This window comes from Amycolatopsis sp. NPDC033938 (assembly GCF_055575975.1).
In genome coordinates this window covers 1,030,314-1,048,662 of the sequence record NZ_JBVIRO010000001.1, presented here as the reverse complement: position 1 = coordinate 1,048,662, position 18,349 = coordinate 1,030,314, and the positions used below count along the sequence as shown (strand labels likewise).

Annotated in this window: 14 protein-coding genes; 8 read left to right on the top strand and 6 right to left on the bottom strand. The window is 68.2% G+C overall.

Annotated features, from left to right (window positions below):
* The 8 genes from ACZ5ZX_RS05190 to ACZ5ZX_RS05155 all read left to right on the top strand — a co-directional run bounded on the left by ACZ5ZX_RS05190 (nt 1) and on the right by ACZ5ZX_RS05155 (nt 9,374).
* Nucleotides 1–1,275: a hypothetical protein gene (locus ACZ5ZX_RS05190; protein WP_465500743.1), complete on the top strand. Its 1,275-nt coding sequence runs from the start codon at nt 1–3 to the stop codon at nt 1,273–1,275.
* A complete protein-coding gene (locus ACZ5ZX_RS05185) occupies nt 1,272–2,222 on the top strand; it encodes a glycosyltransferase family 2 protein (RefSeq protein WP_465500742.1) in 951 nt (316 codons plus the stop codon). The genes ACZ5ZX_RS05190 and ACZ5ZX_RS05185 overlap by 4 nt, the downstream gene beginning before the upstream one ends.
* Entirely contained in the window at nt 2,219–3,403 is a 1,185-nt protein-coding gene (locus ACZ5ZX_RS05180; protein ID WP_465500741.1) for a polysaccharide pyruvyl transferase family protein, read from the top strand. The genes ACZ5ZX_RS05185 and ACZ5ZX_RS05180 overlap by 4 nt, the downstream gene beginning before the upstream one ends.
* Entirely contained in the window at nt 3,400–3,948 is a 549-nt protein-coding gene (locus ACZ5ZX_RS05175) for a dTDP-4-dehydrorhamnose 3,5-epimerase family protein (protein WP_465500740.1), read from the top strand. Before ACZ5ZX_RS05180 ends, ACZ5ZX_RS05175 begins: the two co-directional genes overlap by 4 nt.
* 6 nt (nt 3,949–3,954) lie before the next feature.
* The gene (locus ACZ5ZX_RS05170) at nt 3,955–5,271 is read left to right on the top strand and encodes a glutamate-1-semialdehyde 2,1-aminomutase (protein WP_465500739.1); all 1,317 of its coding nucleotides are present in this window, start codon (nt 3,955–3,957) and stop codon (nt 5,269–5,271) included.
* Nucleotides 5,268–6,767, top strand: a complete 1,500-nt coding sequence (locus tag ACZ5ZX_RS05165) for a right-handed parallel beta-helix repeat-containing protein (protein WP_465500738.1) — start codon at nt 5,268–5,270, stop codon at nt 6,765–6,767. The genes ACZ5ZX_RS05170 and ACZ5ZX_RS05165 overlap by 4 nt, the downstream gene beginning before the upstream one ends.
* 56 nt (nt 6,768–6,823) lie before the next feature.
* On the top strand, nt 6,824–8,269 hold the full coding sequence (locus tag ACZ5ZX_RS05160; protein ID WP_465500737.1) for a right-handed parallel beta-helix repeat-containing protein: 1,446 nt from the start codon (nt 6,824–6,826) through the stop codon (nt 8,267–8,269).
* A 178-nt stretch (nt 8,270–8,447) separates the two neighbouring features.
* On the top strand, nt 8,448–9,374 hold the full coding sequence (locus ACZ5ZX_RS05155) for a hypothetical protein (RefSeq protein ID WP_465500736.1): 927 nt from the start codon (nt 8,448–8,450) through the stop codon (nt 9,372–9,374).
* A 152-nt stretch (nt 9,375–9,526) separates the two neighbouring features.
* On the opposite strand, the gene ACZ5ZX_RS05150 is transcribed toward ACZ5ZX_RS05155, so the two are convergent.
* Genes ACZ5ZX_RS05150 through ACZ5ZX_RS05125 form a run of 6 tightly spaced genes read right to left on the bottom strand, consistent with a single transcriptional unit; the run spans nt 9,527 to nt 18,226 of the window.
* Nucleotides 9,527–10,162, bottom strand: a complete 636-nt coding sequence (locus ACZ5ZX_RS05150; RefSeq protein ID WP_465500735.1) for a phosphatase PAP2 family protein — start codon at nt 10,160–10,162, stop codon at nt 9,527–9,529.
* Nucleotides 10,159–11,352: a glycosyltransferase family 4 protein gene (locus ACZ5ZX_RS05145; protein ID WP_465500734.1), complete on the bottom strand. Its 1,194-nt coding sequence runs from the start codon at nt 11,350–11,352 to the stop codon at nt 10,159–10,161. The genes ACZ5ZX_RS05150 and ACZ5ZX_RS05145 overlap by 4 nt, the downstream gene beginning before the upstream one ends.
* The gene (locus ACZ5ZX_RS05140) at nt 11,349–12,569 is read right to left on the bottom strand and encodes an O-antigen ligase family protein (protein ID WP_465500733.1); all 1,221 of its coding nucleotides are present in this window, start codon (nt 12,567–12,569) and stop codon (nt 11,349–11,351) included. The genes ACZ5ZX_RS05145 and ACZ5ZX_RS05140 overlap by 4 nt, the downstream gene beginning before the upstream one ends.
* 1 nt (nt 12,570) lies before the next feature.
* Nucleotides 12,571–14,103, bottom strand: coding sequence for a right-handed parallel beta-helix repeat-containing protein (locus tag ACZ5ZX_RS05135; protein ID WP_465500732.1), 1,533 nt, complete (start codon nt 14,101–14,103; stop codon nt 12,571–12,573).
* Nucleotides 14,100–16,046 carry a heparinase II/III family protein gene (locus ACZ5ZX_RS05130; RefSeq protein WP_465500731.1) on the bottom strand — a complete coding sequence of 649 codons (1,947 nt, stop codon included), beginning with the start codon at nt 16,044–16,046 and terminating at the stop codon, nt 14,100–14,102. The genes ACZ5ZX_RS05135 and ACZ5ZX_RS05130 overlap by 4 nt, the downstream gene beginning before the upstream one ends.
* Nucleotides 16,046–18,226, bottom strand: a complete 2,181-nt coding sequence (locus ACZ5ZX_RS05125) for a bi-domain-containing oxidoreductase (RefSeq protein ID WP_465500730.1) — start codon at nt 18,224–18,226, stop codon at nt 16,046–16,048. Before ACZ5ZX_RS05125 ends, ACZ5ZX_RS05130 begins: the two co-directional genes overlap by 1 nt.
* Between the last annotated feature and the right edge of the window lie 123 nt (nt 18,227–18,349).

The window sequence follows — 18,349 nt, the reverse complement described above, 5'->3', positions numbered from 1 at the left end:
ATGCGATCACTGCTGCGTTCCCAGGCCGTCCGGGCCATGGCCGGACGGCTCAGCTGGGGTCTGGGCGACCAGGCCGTCTCCAGCATCACCAACTTCATCGTCGGTCTCTACGTCGCCCGTTCGCTCGGGACCACGGCGTTCGGCATGTTCAGCCTCGCCTGGGTCACCTACGGCGTGGTGCTCAACCTCTCGCGCGGACTGACGACGGATCCGCTGATGGTCCGCTTCTCCGGGGTGTCCACCGAGTCCTGGCGGGCGGCGACCGCGAGGGCGACCGGGACCGCGCTCACCGCCGGTGTCGTGTCCGGGGTGCTCAGCGTCGTCGTCGGTCTTCTGGTCGGCGAGGACATCGGTGGCGCGTTCGTCGCGCTCGGCATCGTCATCCCGGCGCTGTTGCTGCAGGATGCCTGGCGGTTCAGCTTCTTCGCCGCGGGGCACGGCAAGAAGGCTTTCCTCAACGACGTCGTGTGGGGCCTCGCGCTGGTCCCGGCCCTGTTCATCGCGCACCGATGGTTCGACACGGTCGTCGCCTTCATCCTGGCGTGGGGCCTGTCGGGGGCGGTCGCCGCCGGGTACGGCTGCCTGCAGGCCGGGGTCAGGCCCGATCCGCGCGGCACCCTCGAATGGCTCAAACGGCACCGGGATCTCGGTACCCGGTACCTGATCGAAAACGTCAGCGCCAGCGGATCGTCGCAACTGCGGATGTACGGCCTCGGCGCGATCGCGGGACTGGCGAGCGTCGGCGCGGTGCGGGGCGCCGAACTGCTCCTCGGGCCGTTCTTCGCCCTGCTGATGGGACTTTCCCTGGCCACGGTGGCCGAAGGCTCACGGGTGCTCCAACGAGCACCGCACCGCCTCCGGCACTTCTGCGCCGTTCTCGGCGCGGGTCAGGCGGCCGCGGCCCTGCTCTGGGGCCTCGCCTTGCTTCTGGTACCCCACGACGCCGGCCGGTTCGTCCTCGGCGACGTGTGGGATCCCGCTTCGGAACTGATCCTCCCGGTGACCATCGGTATCGCCGCGGCGGGGTTCAACACCGGGGCGGCCGCCGGACTGCGTGCGCTCGGCGCTGCGAAACGGAGCCTTCGCGCCCAGCTGATCAACTCGGCCGGCTATACCGGCTTCGGGCTCATTGGCGCCTTCTTGGCCGGGGCGTCCGGATCCGCTTGGGGGGTCGCGCTGGCGATCACCGGCGGTTCGGCGGTGTGGTGGCTCCAGCTGCGCGCCGCGTTGAAAGAACACCTGACTTCCAAGAAGGAAGAAATGAGGACGTCATGAGTACCGCTCCTCGGCTGAGCATCGGGGTCCCGGTCTACAACGGCGAGGACTACCTCGCCGAATCGCTGGACGCGCTCCTCGGCCAAAGCTACGAGAACTTCGAACTGATCATCTCGGACAACGCGTCCACGGACCACACCGAAGAGATCGGCCGTGAGTACGCGAAGCAGGATTCTCGCGTTCGCTACGTGCGCCAGCCGGTGAACATCGGGTGCGCGCCCAACCACAACTACTGCGTCGACGTCGCCCGCGGTGAACTGTTCAAATGGGGTTCCGACGACGATCTGTACGCGCGTGACCTGCTGGAGCGCTGCATCGAGGCGCTCGACGAGCACCCCGAGTTCGTGCTGTCGCATTCCTGGACGGCGATGATCGACGAAAAGGGCGTCGTCACACAGGCGCTGAAGTACCCGCTCAACACGGTTTCGCCGCATGCCGCGGAACGCTTCCGCAGCACACTGTTCGCCACCGGCGGTGACGACGACGGCGCGGTCATCCGGACCGAGGTGCTCCGCCGGGTCGCGCCGCTGGACAGCTACCACCACGCCGACCGCACGATCATTTCGGAGCTGGCCCTGCACGGCCCGTTCCATCAGGTGCCGGACTGGCTGTACTTCCGCCGCGACCACCCCGGCCGCTCCGAGCACGAGTACCCGACCGTGCGCAAACGCGCCAGCAACCTGGACCCGAAACGCGCGGACAAACTGCGCCACCCGATGGTCCGGCTGCTCGGCGAGTACGTCCTCGGTTACGTCAAGGCGATCCGCAACGCGCCGATCTCAGGTGCGGAGAAGCGCGAGTGCTTCCGGTACCTGCGGCAATGGCTGCTGAACCGGGCGGGGAACCCGGCCATGGGCCGGATGCCGGTGCAGGCCGAGGCCGAACTCGGCCCGCGCGAGGTCTCCGTGGCCTCGGTCGTCGCCGGCCAGGAGGGAAGAATCCCTTGAGGCCCGCGAGAATCGGGCTGTTCGGACTCCTCGGTTCCGGGAACCTCGGCAACGACGGTTCCTTCGAGGCGGTTCTCGGGTATTTGCGCGCGGAGCATCCGGACGCCGCGATCAGCGTGATGTGCGGCGGTCCGGAGATCGTCGCGTCGCGCTACGGGCTCGAGACGACGGCGTTGAACTGGTACCGGGGTGAGTACCGGACGGCTTCGGGACCGCTGTCCATCGCGATGAAGGGGTTCGGCAAGCTCGTCGACGTCGTCCGCACGGCCGCGTGGGTGCGGCGCCAGGACGTGGTGATCGTGCCGGGGATGGGTGTCCTCGAAGCCACCCTTCCCCTGCGCCCGTGGGGCTTCCCGTACTCCCTGTTCCTGCTGTCGGCGTCCGGCCGTCTGGTCGGCACCAAGGTGGCGCTGGTGAGCGTCGGGGCCAACGTGAGCGGGCAACGGGCCATCCGCGCGATCGTCGGGGCCGCCGCGCGGCTGGCGGCGTTCCGGTCCTACCGGGACGAGCCGTCCCGCGACGCGATGCGCGAGATGGGCGTCGACGTCACCCGCGATCACGTCTATCCCGATCTGGCCTTCGCCTTGCCGGTGCCGTCGGAACCGGTGCTGCCCCGCTCCGTCGGGGTCGGCGTGATGGCCTACTACGGCGGCAACGAGGACAGGGCACGGGCCGACGAGATCTACGAGTCCTATGTGGACAAAGTGACCCGGTTCGTGGCCGAACTGGTCGCCGACGGCCGTCAGGTCCGGTTGTTCATCGGCGATCAGGCCGACCGGCAGGTCGTGACCGAGATCATGACGGAAGTCGATTCGCCACTGATCTCGGCGGCCGACACGTCCACTTTGGACGAACTGCTGCGGGCGATGTCGGCGGTCGAGACCGTCGTCGCCACCCGCTACCACAACGTCCTGTGCGCGCTGAAACTGGCGAAACCGACGTTGTCCATCGGGTACGCCCGCAAGAACGACGTGCTCATGACCGAACTGGGGCTCGGGGAGTTCTGCCAGTCGGCCAAGGAGATCGACTTCGACGAGCTGGTCCGCCAGTTCGCCGAACTCGAATCCCGGGCAGGCGAGCTGACCGAAGTCGTGGCGAAACGAGGCGCGGAGCAGGAGCGGCTGCTGGACCGGCAATTCGCCGAGCTCTCGGCCGCCTTCCTGCCGAGGGGAGTCCGATGAAAGCGATCCCGGTACCCGCCATCGCGGGGGCGTACCTGTTCGAGCCGACGCCGCACGTCGACGAACGCGGCTTCTTCAGCCGCACGTTCGACGCCGACGTCGTCCGGTCGGTGGGGATCGATCCGAACGGGTTCCTCCAGGACAGTGTTTCGCGGTCCCGCAAGGGAGTGCTGCGCGGAATGCACCTCCGGTCGGGCCTCGGCGAGGCGAAACTGGTCCGATGCTCGTGGGGCGCCGTCTTCGACGTCGTCGTCGACCTCAGGCCGGATTCGCCGACCCACCTCGGCAAGGAGACGTTCGAACTCACCGGGGACACCCAGGTGTCGCTGTACATCCCGGCGGGCTGCGCGCACGGATTCCAGGCGCTCACCGAGTACGCCGACGTCTCCTACCGGATCGACCGCGCACACGATCCCGCGGAAGACGTCGCGATCGCCTACGACGACCCCGATCTGGCGATTTCCTGGCCCCTGCCGGTCGCGTTCGTCTCGGCACGGGACCGACAGGCCCTCTCGCTTTCCGAGGCACTACAGAACACGAGGTGAGAAAAGGTGCACCGGCATCTTCCCCGATCCATGCGGGCCAACGAGCGTCTCCACGCGATGATCCCCGGAGGCGCCCACACCTACGCCAAGGGTGACGACCAGTACCCGGAGAACCTGGCACCGGTCATCTCCCACGGGCGCGGCGCGCACGTCTGGGACGTCGACGGGCACGAGTACATCGAGTACGGCTCGGGGCTGCGCGCGGTCAGCCTCGGGCACGTGCACCCTCGGGTCACCGAGGCCGCCCACCGCGAGATCGACCGGGGCGCCAACTTCGCCCGTCCGTCCATTGTGGAGGAACGGGCGGCGACGAAGTTCCTCGAAACCATCTCTGGGGCGGAGATGGTCAAGTTCGCCAAGAACGGCTCGGACGCCACCACGGCCGCCGTCAAACTCGCCAGGGCCGCCACCGGCAGGCCACTGGTGGCGATCTGCCGCGACCACGCGTTCTTCTCCATCGACGACTGGTTCATCGGCACCACGCCGATGTCGTCGGGCATTCCGGCCGAGGTCGGCGACCTGACCGTCTCGTTCCCGTACGGCGACCTCACGGCGACGGAAACGTTGCTGCGGGAGCACGCGGGCCGGATCGCCTGCCTGATCCTGGAGGCGGCCACGCAGGAGGAACCCCCGGCGGGGTATCTCATCGGCCTGCGGGAACTCGCCGACCGGTACGGCTGCGTGCTGATCTTCGACGAGATGATCACCGGTTTCCGCTGGTCGGAGGCCGGAGCACAGGGGCTGTACGGCGTCACGCCGGATCTTTCGACGTTCGGCAAGGCTCTCGGGAACGGGTTCGCCGTCTCGGCGCTCGCGGGCAAACGCGAACTGATGGAACTCGGCGGGCTCCGCACCGCCGGGGAGCGCGTCTTCCTGCTGTCCACCACGCACGGCGCCGAGACGCATTCACTGGCCGCCGCGATCGCGGTCATGGAGACCTACACCGAAGAAGGCATCGCCGCGCGGCTGCACGCGCTCGGCGACCGGCTCGCCGCCGGGGTCCGCGAAGCCGCGGCCTCGGCCGGAGTCGGTGAACACGTCGTCGTGCGCGGCCGGGCGAGCAACCTCGTCTTCGGCACGCTCGACGCGGAGAAGAAACCGTCGCAGGACTACCGAACGTTGTTCCTGCGGCAGCTGATCACGGGCGGGATCCTCGGACCGTCGTTCGTGGTCAGCAGCGCGTTGTCCGAAGAAGACATCGACCGGACTGTCGAAGTGGTCGCGCAGGCCTGCCTCGTGTACCGCAAAGCACTCGACGCGGATGATCCGGCGCCGTGGCTGGGTGGCCGTCCGGTGAAGCCGGTATTTCGGAGAAGGGTATGACCCTAGGGATCGCACGCCGCTCGGCCGGCACGCGCGCGCTTTGCGTCGCGTTGTCGGTGTTATTGCTCCAGGTCGCCGTTGAATCCACAGCGGTGGCGACTCCAGAGCCGGCCCGAGGGGTGTGCGACACGACTGTCGGCGTCCCCTCCGCACCGGAAGGCGCCCTGGTCGTCGAACCGGGAACGGATCTGACCGACAAGACCCGCTTCAACCCGCCGGGGACCACGTTCTGGCTCGCGCCCGGCACGCACACCTTGAGTTCCGATCAGTACGGGCAGGTGATGCCCAAGGACGGCAACGTCTACCTCGGCGCACCGGGATCCATTCTGGACGGACGCGGACTCAACCGCGCGGCCTTCACCACGTCGGCCAAGGACGTCGTGATCCGCGGGCTGACCATCCGCGGTTTCGTCGCCGAACGCGATCAGGGCGTGGTGAACCACGATTCCGGTGACCGCTGGGTCATCGAGGGCAACGTCATCGAGAACAACGACGGCGCCGCCATGATGACCGGATCGGGCCAGCGGGTGATCGGGAACTGCCTGCGCAACAACGGCCAGTACGGCATCAACGCCTACCGGTTCGGTGCCGGGCTGACCGATCTGGTCATCGAAGGCAACGAGATCTCCGGCAACAACACCGGCGACTGGGAAGCGAAGATCCCGGGCTGCGGCTGCAGTGGTGGCGCGAAATTCTGGTCGGTGAACCGCGCCGACATCGTCGGCAACTGGGTCCACCACAACCACGGTGTCGGGCTCTGGGCCGACACGAACAACAACGATTTCCTCATCGAGGACAATCTGATCGAGGACAACGCGTCCGAAGGGCTGTTCTACGAGATCTCCTACAACCTGGAGCTGATCGGGAACACGTTCAACCGCAACGCGCTGGTCCAGGGCCGCACCCGGGCGGCGAAGGGTGACAACTTCCCGGTCGCGGCGGTGTACCTCAGCGAATCGGGCGGGGAGCCGAGGCTGCCCGCCAGGACCAGCCGGATCGACATCCGGGGCAACATGTTCTCCGACAACTGGTCGGGGATCACGCTGTGGGAGAACGCCGACCGGTTCTGCAACAGCCCGGCCAACACCTCCACCCTCTCGTGTACGGCGCTGGTCTCGCCGACGTCCAGCTGCGCCGATCCGGGCATCGCCACCGAGCCGCTGTACAGCGACTGCCGATGGAAGACCCAACGCGTTTCGGTGCACGAGAACACGTTCGAGATCGATTCGGCACTGGAAGGCTGCCTGAGCCTCTGCGGACGGATGGCGGTGCTCTCGAACTACGGGACCTTCCCGACGTGGTCGCCCTACCGCGGCGCGGTGGTCTCGGAGGCGATCACCTTCCGGCAGGAGAACCGGTGGTACGACAACCAGTACTACGGGCCGTGGACATTCGTCGCGCACGACACGTCGCGGCGGCTGACCGCGGCGCAATGGCAGGCCGAGCCGTATCGACAGGACGTCTGCAGTGGGTTCGGGGAGGGGACGACCTGCTGAAGTTTCACCTGTAAGTGTCCATCTGGGACCGTCCATAGTGGCTTACCGTTTCCAGTATGTCCGTGTCCCTGATTTTGTCGCTGCTCCTCGCGGCAGGAGTCGTCACCGCCTCACCGGCCTCGGCGGCTCCTGTCGCGGTCTGCGACGCGGGACCGGCGAGTCCGCCGAAACCGGCCGACGCCGTCGTCATCGAACCGGGAACGGATCTTTCCGCGAAGACGCGTGAACTCCCGGCAGGCACCACGTTCTGGCTGGCCGGTGGCAAGCACACCCTGGGCCCCGACGAGTTCGGCCAGATCATCCCGAAGGACGGCAACGCCTACCTCGGCGCACCCGGCGCGGTCTTGGACGGCGGCGGCGTCAACCGCTACGCGTTCACCCAGCAGGCACACGACGTCGTGATCCAAGGCTTGACGATCCGCGGTTTCGCGGCGCCACAGGATCAAGGCGTGGTCAACCACGACTCCGGTACACACTGGACCATCGAGGGCAACGTCATCGAAGACAACCGCGGCGCCGCGATGATGGCGGGGCCGCGCCAGGAGATCCTGCGGAACTGCCTGCGGAACAACGGCCAATACGGCATCAACGCCTACCGCGCCGGCGACGGGATCACCGGGCTGGTCGTCGAGGGCAACGAGATCAGCGGGAACAACACCGACGACTGGGAGAAGAAGGTCCCCGGTTGCGGGTGCAGCGGCGGCGCCAAATTCTGGGCCGTCGACGGCGCCGACGTCCGCGGCAACTGGGTCCACCACAACCACGGCGCGGGACTGTGGGCGGACACGAACAACAACGACTTCCTCATCGAGGACAACGTGATCGAGGACAACGAGGCGGAGGCGTTGTTCTACGAGATCTCCTACAACCTCGTCGTCCGGGGGAACACCTTCCGGCGCAACACCCTTGTCCAAGGCCGCGCGTTCGCCGCGCGCGGGGACGACTTCCCGGTCGGGACGATCTACCTGTCCGAGTCCGGCGGCGAGCCTCGGTTGAAGGCGCGGACCTCTTCGGTGGAGATCGTCGACAACGTCTTCGAGGACAACTGGGCCGGGATCACCCTGTGGGAGAACGCGGACCGCTTCTGCAACAGCCCGGCGAACACCTCTTCGGGCTCTTGCACGCTTCTCGTCCCTTCGGTCTCTTCGTGTTCCGCGCCGGGGATTTCGTCGCGGCCGTTGTACGACGACTGCCGGTGGAAGACGCAACGGGTTTCGGTGCACGGCAACAAGTTCTCTCACGGATCCGCTTGCTCGGGCTTTTGCGGACGGATGGCTCTCCTGGCGAACTTCGGGACCTATCCGGACTGGTCGCCTTACCGGGGCTCTTCCGTTTCGGACGCGATCACCTTCCGGCAGGAGAATCGGTGGTACGACAACGCTTACTCGGGGGACTGGCGCTTCGTCGTGCACGACACTTCGCGGACGGTGGGGGTTTCGGAGTGGCAGGGGGCTCCTTACTCGCAGGATGCTTGTAGTTCGTTCGAGGATGGTGGGTGCTGAGCGGACCTACCGCGGCCGAAAGAGATCAATGTAGGAATTGGGACGTTGAGTGTCCCAATTCCTACATCGATACCCCCTGCGGTTCATGAGAGGGACTTTCGTGCCCTGAGCGGTGAAAATTGTCGGTGCCCGGTCGCATAGTGTTCCGGTGCGACGAGGAACTTGGCCAACTGACCCTTTGCTCACCGCTCCGGACCGGCCGGAGGTGGTCCGCGCGGCCGATCTGGAACGGATCGGTGTGCCACGCCGGACCATCTACCGACGGTGTGCGGCGGATGGGCCGTGGCGGACGCTGCTTCCCGGCATCGTGCTGCTCAGTAATGGTGAACCGACCGATGAGCACCGCCTTCGTGCCGTGGTACTCCACGCCCGGCGGGACGCGGTGCTCACCGGCACTTGGGCTCTTCGCCGCCACGGCTTGGAGAGAATTCCTCGACAAGAGGAAATTCATGTCCTCATTCCGGCCAACCGCGGGATCGCGGACATCGGATTCGCCCGTGTGGAGCGGACTCACCGGCTTCCACGCCCGCACTTTCGAGACGGGCTGCCCGTCGCGCCCGTCCCCCGGGCCGTCCTCGACGCCGCCCGAAGGCTCACGAACGAAGACGAGATCCAAGCGATGATGGCCGAGTCCGTCCAACGCCGCTTCTGCACCACCGACATGCTCACCCACGAACTCGACCAAGCCGGACGTGCCGGAACCGCCCTGTTCAGAAAGGCCCTGATCCCACTCGCCGATGGCGCCAGATCAGTGGCCGAGGCCGACGCTTGGCACCTCTTACGAAGATCCGGTCTCCCGCCCGGCCAGTGGAATGTCGCGATCTACGACGCGAACGGCAACTACATCGCCACCCCTGACTTCTGGTGCGACGAGGTCGCGTTCGCTTGGGAGATCGACTCCTACCGTCACCACACGAGCCTCGAAGACCACCGTGCCACCGTCGCCCGCAACGCCCGGTACGCCGCCGCGGGGATCGTCGTGCTCCAGACACTGCCGTCCCGGCTGCGCACCGAGCCGGACCGGGTCCTCGACGAACTCCACGCCGCGTTCCGGGCCGCGCGGAGTCGTCCGCGGCCGGGGACTCTGTTCAAGCGGTCGGCGTAACGTGAGGAGATGGCAGAGACGCCCGAGCCTTCACCGGTGCTCGCCGATACCCGTGCACTGCTCCTCGGCTACCTCGACCGCAATGCGACGGCGATCCTGGCTTTCCCTGTGAAAGAAAGCGCGTCCGCCCAGCCATCGGCCGCGCCCGGACGTCAATCCCGCGGCGTGAGCCGGTCCACCGCCCACCCCACCACCGGCACCACCGCGACAGCGACGCCGAAACCCCCGAAGGTGTCCGTCGGATAGTGCGCCCCCAGCGCCACCTCCGCCCACCCCATCGCGAGCCCCGCGAACGCGACCAGCCCCACCAGCACCGAAGCCCCGCCGACGGCTCCGAGATCACGCACGTCGATCACCAGCAACGCGACGACCGCCGCCACGGTCACCGCGAAAGCCGTGTGCCCGCTGGGATAGGAGAGGAACTCGCCGTGGATCAGCCTCCCGGTCAGCGGTTTCAGGCCGGTGGACAGCGCCACCGTCACCCCGGCGGCGGCCATCAGCAGGATCGCCGTCCTCGGCCGCCGGTGCCGCAGGCACAGCCAGCCGAACAGCGCGATGACCACGACCGCGCCCACCGGTTCCCCGGCGAAGTCGATCGCGGTCGCCAGGTACCAGAGCGGGCCCTCGACCCGGTCGATGGCCGGAAGCAGCAGGGCGTCCAGTCCGGCCGTGTGGGAGGTCCCGGCGTAGCGCACGCCGAGGACGAGGGCGACGAGGAAACCGAAAGCGCCGAGGAGCCACAGTGGCACTCGCGCCCGCGGCGGGAGCGCGGGCGGACCGGTGATCACGCGGGCGATACTACGTCGATCGCGGCCTGGTATCCGCCGATGAGTCGTTCGAGGCCGACCTTCGGCGTGAACTCCTGTTCGTACACCAGCCGGGCGGCCCAGCCCATCTGCTGGTTCCGTTCGGCGTCGGCGACGATCTCCCGCAGCCGTGCCGCGAGTGACTCGGGGTTCCCGGGTTCGTGCAGCAGGCCGGTGACGCCGTCCTCCACCAGTTCGCGGAAGGCGCCGTGGGCGGCGGCGACCGTCGGGACACCGGCTGCCATCGCCTCGACCACGACCAGGCCGAACGTCTCCAGCCATTCCGAGGGGGCGACGACGGCGGTCGAGCGGGCGATGAGGTCGCGACACTCCTCTTTGGACTGAAGGCCGACGTAACGGACGTCGTCGCGGCCGTGCGCCCAGCGGGCGACCTCGTCCTGCATCGGGCCGGTGCCGGCGATCACCAGCGGCGGAAGCGGACCGCCCGCCACCGCGAGCCGGTCCCAGGCCGTCATCAGCAGGCCGATCCCCTTTTCGGCGGTGATCCGGCCGAGGAACAGCACGTGCTCGCCCGCGCCCTTGCGGGTCTTACCCGGATCGTCGACGTAGTTGTACTTCACCGTGAGCCGGTCGGCGGGCATTCCGGCGGAGATCAGCACCTCGCGTTGCGCCCGCGAGATGCAGAAGAACCGCGAAACCCCGGACCACCAGCGTTTGCGGTTCAACATCAGGCTCGCCGCCATCGGCACGGTGGCGAGCGCCGAACCGCGGTAGCACCCGTGCCGCACGGCCGGGATCGGCTTGCGGCCCACGCAATCGGTGCATACCTGGCCGTCGCGGTACAGCGTGCCGGGAGGACAGATCAGGGTGTAGTTGTGCACGGTCGCGACCGTCGGCACCCCGGCGTCGGCACAAGCGGCGAGCACCGAAGGCGACAGCAGCGGGAACGTGTTGTGGATATGGACGACGTCCGGCCGGTCTTCGCTCAACCGCCGGGCGAGTTCCGCGCGCACGGCCCGGTTCCACGGCACCTGGAGCGGGACGACGGCCTTGCGCGGCAGGGACATCTCCGCGATGTCGTCGCTGCGCCGTTCGAACAGGCCGACCTCGTGCCCGGCTTCGGCCAGCAGCGCGGCCTCCTGGTCGACGACGTTGTTCTCCCCGCTCGGCTGCTCGGATCTGTACCGGTTGTGGATCACGAGAACCTTCACGCCATCTTCTCCTTGAGAAAATCCGGTTCGTCGGCGGGCACCCGCACCAGCAGCGACGCGGCCAGGGCCAGGTGCAGCAGGTACGGCGACGCGTCGCCGAGGCCCGCCTCGGTGTAGGAGGCGGAAAGACAGTAGGTGATCAGGAAGATCGCGCACGCCCTCGCCGGCGACGGCGGCCGCAGCACGGCGACCACGACCAGCACGAGCAGGAACGCCGCCACGATCGCCATCCCGGCGAAACCCTGTTCGTGGTAGACCGCGAGCCAGCTGTTGTCGATCGGGAGCCCGTCGTAGGACTTGTCGGTCAGTCCGACACCGAACAGGTACTGCAGCGTCGTGCGCGGCGCGTCGAGCAGCGCGTCCCACACCTTCGCCCGGCCCGTGAGGCTGGAGAAGTTCTCCTCGCTCTGACCGCGCAGGAACCACGCCTGCAGCAGCCCGCCCAGCACCACCACGACGATCAACCCGCCGAAGACCAGTCCGGTGAACACCTTGCGGGCGCGGGCACTGGACATCCACTGCGACATCAGCGCCACGATGGTTCCGGCGACCAGGCCGAGCATCGCGGTGCGGGTGTGGGTCAGCAGCAGGATCCCGAACGCCGGGACGATGACGATCAGCGCGTTCCGCCGGTCCAGTTTCCCGCCGAGCCACAACAGGGTCGTGAGGCCGATGACGATGGCCGCGTACTGGCCGACCTGCGGCGGGGTCAGCGGCCACAGTGTCCCGGTGAGGCGGCCGCCGTACTCGAACGGCAGCGCGTTGCCGGGGCTCACCGCGAGCCCGATCACCACGGTCACCAGCACCACGGTGTACGCGCGGATATGGGTGCGGACGAGGTCGAGGCTGCCCCACCAGCGGGTCAGCAGCCACAGGGTGCTGAGGAACAGGCCGAACCGGAAGCAGCGGAACAGCGCGCCGAACCCGCCTTCGAGGTTCAGGCTCGCGACCACGCTCAGCACCAGCAACACCGTGAGCAGGAAGAGATAGGCGCTCGGCCTGATCCGCAGCTTGCTGTTCAAGGCGAGCGCGATCACGAACGCGGCGCCCAGCGCGCCCATGGTGATCAGCTGGCTGACCGACCTCGGCAGCGGGATGACCGTCTTCGCCCCTGTCGAGCCCAGGGTGTTGATGATCAGCAACGTCCAGACGACCCCGACCGCCTTGGGCGTGCGCCGGTGGAGCGCCATGTCGGGCCGGACCGCGGGATCGAGCATGTCAGCCACCTCCGGCACGGGCGAGTTTGCTGCCCTGGTCCTGGCGGTAGGGCGCGCCTTGCCATTCACCGAAACCCAGTACCCGGCTCGGCTCGAAGGCCACGAAGCTCCACGGCCCGGAGTAGGTGTTGTCGTAGAGCCGGTTGCCCTGGGCGAAGGTGATCGCGTGCTGGACGACCTCGCCCTTGTACGGCGACCACTCCGGGAACGTGCCGAAGTTCGCGAGCATCGCCATCCGCGCGCAGCTCTCCTCGCAGCCGGTGGCGGCCGGGTCGAGTACGAACCGGTTGTGGTGGATCTCGACGCGCTGGGTCTTCCACCGGCAGTCGGCGTTCAGCGCGCCCGCCGCGATCGCGGGCTGCGCGCATTTCGCCTGTTCGGGCACCAGTCGCGTGCAGGATCCGGACGACGTGTTCGCCGGGCTGTTGCAGAACCGGTCGGAGTTCTCCCACAGGGTGACGCCGTTCCAGTTGTTCTCGAACGAGTTCCCGTAGATCTCCAGTTTGTCCGTGCGCGCCTTCACCCTCGGCTCGCCACCGGACTCGGACACGTAGACCGCCGCCACCGGGAAGCTGTCACCGCGGTCGATGTAGCCCTTGCCGTCCACCCAGTTGTTCCGGCGGATCGTGTTGCCGCGGACGACGGCGTTGTAGCTGGTCTCGTACAGGAGGGCGGAACTGTCGTTGTTCTCGATGACGTTGCCCTCGATGAGGAAGTCGTTGTTGTTCGTGTCCGCCCAGAGCCCCGCGCCGCGGTTGTCGTGCACCCAGTTCCCTCGGACGTCGGCGCCGTTGACCGACCAGAACTTGATCCCGCCGGTGCAGCCGCAGCCGTCGATCTTGCGTTCCCAGTCGCCGGTGTTGTTGCCGGAGATCTCGTTGCCCTCGACGACCAGCCCGGTGATCTCGTTGTCCTGTGCGTAGGCGTTCATCCCGTACTGGCCGTTGCGCCGCAGGCAGTTCCCCCGCACCTGCTGCCGTGCGCCCGCCATCAGCGCGGCGCCGTCGTTGTCCTGCAGGGTGCTGTGCTCGACGATCCAGCCGTCGGCCGAATCGTGGTTGACCACGCCTTCGTCGTGCGGTGCCGCGAAACCCTGCACGGTCAGGTTCTGGATCTTGACGTCGGCGGCGTTTCCCGCGAAGGCGTACTGGTTGATCTTCCGGCCGTCGAGGACGGCGTTCGGGCCGCCGAGGTAGACGTTGCCCGCCTTCGGGTTGACCTGGTCATAGCGGTCGTCGCCGAGTTTGTGAGTGCCCGGTGCCAGCCAGAACGTCGTCCCGGCCGGGCTCGACCGCGTCTTCGCGGCGAGGTCGCCCGGTACCGCCGGGTCGATCTTCACCGCCCCCGCCGGTGCCTCCGCCGGACCGGCGGGCTGTTTGTCGCACACCTGCGCGATCGAACCGGACGGCGCCTTGGCCGGATCCGGCGCCGTCCCGGCCTCGTCGGCCGGTCCGGACGTGCAAGCGGTGAGCGCCAGCGGGCCGAGCAGCACCAGAAGCGCTGCCCGGCGGAGACGGTGCGGACGTGCGATCACAATGGGGGATCCTCGTTACCTGAATCGAAGGTGAGCGCGGTGGTGAAGGTGGTGCCGTCGGCGGCGGTCCCGCTGCCGAGCACCGTCCACGCGGGTTCGCGCCTGCCGAATCCGGCCGAATACCAGCCCAGCGGCGGGCTGGTCTCCCCGCGGTGCGCCGTCCACCGCAGCTCCGGCGGCAATGCGAGCGAAGCCTTCCGCTCGCGGCCGTCGACCGTCCAGGAAAGCGTCGCCGTCCCGCCGGAAAGCGCGACTTCGACGGCCGGGCCGAAGTGGAACGCGAGACGGCACGGCCGCGTTTCGCCGCCGCGCACCTCGTCGGAAATACGCAGCTCAGCGCCCTCCAGCTCCACCGAACGCCGGTGGACCGACGGCGCGTAGCCGTCGTGCTCGGCACTCCAGCGCGAAGGAGTGCCGGTCGGGATCACCGTGGTGGCGGCGTGTTTCGTCCACAGGAACGGACCGCCGGAAACGGACTGGTCGGTACCGGAGAGTTCGAGCGTGTTGTGCCCGGCCGTGGACCGGAAGTACGACCGCCACTTCGGTTCGCCGTGGTAGCAGTAGGTCCCCGGGTCGGCGAGGATGTCGACGCCGTTGTGCCGGACCTCGACCGAGAGCGCGTCCGCGTGCGCGTGGGCGGCGATGGACAGGAAGCCGTGCGGCCCGCCGTCGCAGCGGCACCAGATCGCGCCGTCGCGCAGGATGGTCACACCCGCGTCGGCGAAGTCGTCCAAGCGCTTGACCGGCCTCGACGAACACACCTCGATGTTCTCGCCCAACGCGGAGAAGAGCGGCGTCCGCACGTCCCCGCCCGGCACCTCGGGCCACCAGTCCAACCGTCCGAAAAGGACAGACCCGGTGTTGAGCAGCGACGCCCAGCGGCTGGTGCCGTCACCGTCCACGATGAGTCCGAAGCCGTCGTCCGCGTCACCCTGGCGCGGCGGCCGCAGGTGTGTGTCCACAAGGGACGCCAGCGCGTCGGTCATCCGGAGCAGGACGCGCCAGGTCGACGCGGGCACCGCGACGCCGGCCGCCTTCGCCTCCAGTGCGCCGGCGAGACCGAGTTCCAGGACCAGCCCGTGGTACTCGGTGGCGAGTTCGCGGTTGACGCCGGAGTCGAAGGTGTTGTGATGCAGCATCTTGTCCAGCGATGCCAGTGCCGAATCCCGCCACCCGGCGGATTCCGGGAACCAGCCGAACGCGCAGGCGGCGGCGAGCTGCCCGGCGTCCTCGGCGATCACGTGGTTGTTCGCCGACGAACCCCGGCTGGGGAACGCCGCCAGCCAGCGCTGGTGATGCCAGATCTGGCCGAGCGCCACCGGGTTGTCCTCGAACAGCGCCGGGGCCGTCGCCCAGCCGTCGAGCAGCCGCCGCACCCACACCCACGACAGCAGCCGGATGCCGAGTTCGATCCCGCTGACCCAGTGCACTCCGCGCATCGGCGGATTGGCCGTCCACCAGGACTTCAGGTGCGCGGCCACGCGTTCGGCGTAGCGGTCTTCGCCGGTCAGGGCGTACGCGGCGGCCAGCACGGTGAGGTGCTGGTGCCGTGACGGCTCCCAGATCTGCTTGATGTCGCCGACGGCGTCCTCGCTGCGATACGGGATGTCGAAGGAGTACACATCGGACGGTGCCCGGCGGCCGGTCTTCGGGTCGTACGACCAGTCCGGGTCGACGAGGTCGTCCCGTTCGACGCCGAAGTACTCGGCGTGCCCGTCCATCAGCCGATCCGCCTTGACGAGCAGATCCTTGACCGCCTCACCGGAGACGGCGGCGAGGACGTCTTCGCCCGGCACCGACGCGAATCGCCGGTCCGGCAGCCAGACCGCCTTCTCCCCCGCGACCCCGCGCCACTGGCGTTTGCGCACGACGTCGGTGACCCGGCCCGCGATCTCGGCGGGCCCCATCCGCGACAGTCTTCGCAGGTACCAGGAGGGATCCATCAGCCAAGCCCCTCTTTGGCGTTGATCCGCACCACGGCGCCGGTCTCCAGGCTCCGGCTGACCGCGAGCGTGGCCAGCGTCGTCGACACCAGCGAGTCGACGGACACCGGCATCGCGACCCCGGTCGTCAGCGCGTTCACGAAGGCTTCGAGTTCGGCGGCCTGGCCCTTGTCGCGGCCCTTGGGGATCCGGGAGCTGGTCCACTTCTTGCGGCCGAACACCGACGCGCGCGCGAAGTCGTCGAACTTCAGCACCTTGCCGTCGGCGGTGACGTCGATGGTCTCCTTGGGGAACGCCGACGACCCGTTGGTGGTGTAGGCGATCGACGCGGTCGAGCCGTCCGGGTAGCGCAGCAGGATCTGCAGGTCCTGATGCCCCGGCGTCGCGGTGGCGTACACCGAGACCGGGTCGGAGCCGAGCAGCCAGCTGACCGTGTCGATGAAGTGACCGCCCTCGCCCGCGAAGCGCGAACCCTCGCTGTCGGCCTGGTTGTACCAGCTGCCCGCGTCGAGACGGCCGGCGTTGACCAGGTACCGCACGGAAGCCGGGCCGATCCGCGGTCCGAAGTGGAGCACCGACTCGTTCAGCAGCGGCGCGAACCGGCGGTTGAAGCCCACCTGCAGCCGGTCGTTGCCGGATTCCTCGATCGCGCCGAGCACGACCTCGAGTTCCTTCTCCGACAGGGCGAGCGGCTTCTCGACGAAGACGGCCTTGCCCGCGAGCAGTGCGCGGCGGGTCAGCTCGGCGTGCGAGCTGTGCCGGGTCACGATGAACACGGCGTCGATCGAGTCGTCTTCGAGCATCTCGTCGACGTCGGTGGTGGCGCGGGCGAAGCCGAACTTGCGCTTCGCGTTCGCGCCCGAGAGTGCGGACGTGGTGACGACTTCGAAGAGGTCGAGATACTCCATCTCCACGAGATGCGGGAGAAGCATCGAGGACGCGTAGTTGCCCGCGCCGATAAAGCCGATCCGCAGGCTGTCAGGCTTCGGCACCGCGCGCGCGGTCACCGGCTTCGGGAGGGTGACGGAGGTGACCTGCTCGGTGGTGGCGGCGGCACGCTTTTCGTACTCGAACAGCACCGCGACGGCCTTGAGCTCGCCCTCGTTCAGCTTCCGGTACGTCTCGACGGCGTCGGAGAAGGCCGAGACGTGCGAGATCAGCGGCTCGACGTCGAGACGGCCGCTGCCCATCAGATCGACGACGCATTCGAGGTTGCGGCGCTCGGTCCAGCGGACCTGACCGATCGGGTAGTCGCGGCCTTCGAGTTCGTACTCCGGGTCGTAGCGGCCGGGGCCGTACGAGCGGGAGAACCGGACGTCGAGTTCCTTTTCGTAGTAGGCGTTCCACGGCAGGTTCAGCGAGCATTTGCCGATGTCGATCACCCGGCCGCGGTCGCGGGCCAGCTTCGCGGCCAGCTCCACCGGCTCGTTCGTGCTGCCACCGGCGGCGAGGTACACCTGGTCGACGCCGTGCCCGGAGCTGATCTCCGCGACCGCGGTGTCGATGACGCCGGATCCGGGATCGCCGCATTTCAGCGCCCCGAGCTGTTCTGCCAGCGCGCAGCGTGCCGGGTCCGGGTCGACGCCGACCACGCGGACGCCGGAGGCGACCAGCAACTGGACGACCAGCTGCCCGATCAGGCCGAGCCCGATGACCAGCGCGATGTCGCCGATCTGCGGTTCACCCTGGCGGACACCCTGCATCGCGATCGAGCCGACCGTGCCGAACGCGGCGTGCCGCGGATCGACGCCGTCGGGCACCTTGGTGTAGAGGTTCTTGGGCACCCAGTTCAGTTCCGCGTGCAGCGCGTGCTCGTTCCCCGCGCAGGCCACGAAATCCCCGACGGCGACGTCGTCGATACCCGCGCCGACCTCCTCGACCACCCCGCACAGCGAATACCCGAGCGGGGTGTAGGAGTCGAGCTTGTTCATCGCCTTGCGGTAGGTGGCGCCCAGCCCGTTCGTCGCGACGCTCTGCATCACCTTCGCGACCTGATCCGGCCGTGCCTTCGCCTTGCCCACCAGGGAAAGGCTCGCCTCGGACACCTTCATCATCTCGGTGCCGGTGGAGATCAGCGAATAGGCGGTGCGGACCAGCACACCCCCCGGTTTGCACGCGGGGACTTCGACGTCGAGGAGCGCCAGCTCCCCGCTCTTGTAGTTCTGCACTACCTGCTTCACGTCGCTCCTCAGCGATCAGGTGGTTCGGGCCGCGACGGCGCCGCGGTGGGTGGTCGGTACCGGTGGTCGGGGCGGGTGCGTCTTGGGGCGTACCGCCACACCCCACCACACACCCCCCCCGCC

Bases quoted from the DNA above. Each gene is read 5' to 3' on its own strand.
- ACZ5ZX_RS05190 (WP_465500743.1), top strand. From the start codon at position 1: ATGCGATCACTGCTGCGTTCCCAGGCCGTCCGGGCCATGGCCGGACGG.
- ACZ5ZX_RS05185 (WP_465500742.1), top strand. From the start codon at position 1,272: ATGAGTACCGCTCCTCGGCTGAGCATCGGGGTCCCGGTCTACAACGGC.
- ACZ5ZX_RS05175 (WP_465500740.1), top strand. From the start codon at position 3,400: ATGAAAGCGATCCCGGTACCCGCCATCGCGGGGGCGTACCTGTTCGAG.
- ACZ5ZX_RS05165 (WP_465500738.1), top strand. From the start codon at position 5,268: ATGACCCTAGGGATCGCACGCCGCTCGGCCGGCACGCGCGCGCTTTGC.
- ACZ5ZX_RS05160 (WP_465500737.1), top strand. From the start codon at position 6,824: ATGTCCGTGTCCCTGATTTTGTCGCTGCTCCTCGCGGCAGGAGTCGTC.
- ACZ5ZX_RS05140 (WP_465500733.1), bottom strand. From the start codon at position 12,569: ATGCTCGATCCCGCGGTCCGGCCCGACATGGCGCTCCACCGGCGCACG.
- ACZ5ZX_RS05130 (WP_465500731.1), bottom strand. From the start codon at position 16,046: ATGGATCCCTCCTGGTACCTGCGAAGACTGTCGCGGATGGGGCCCGCC.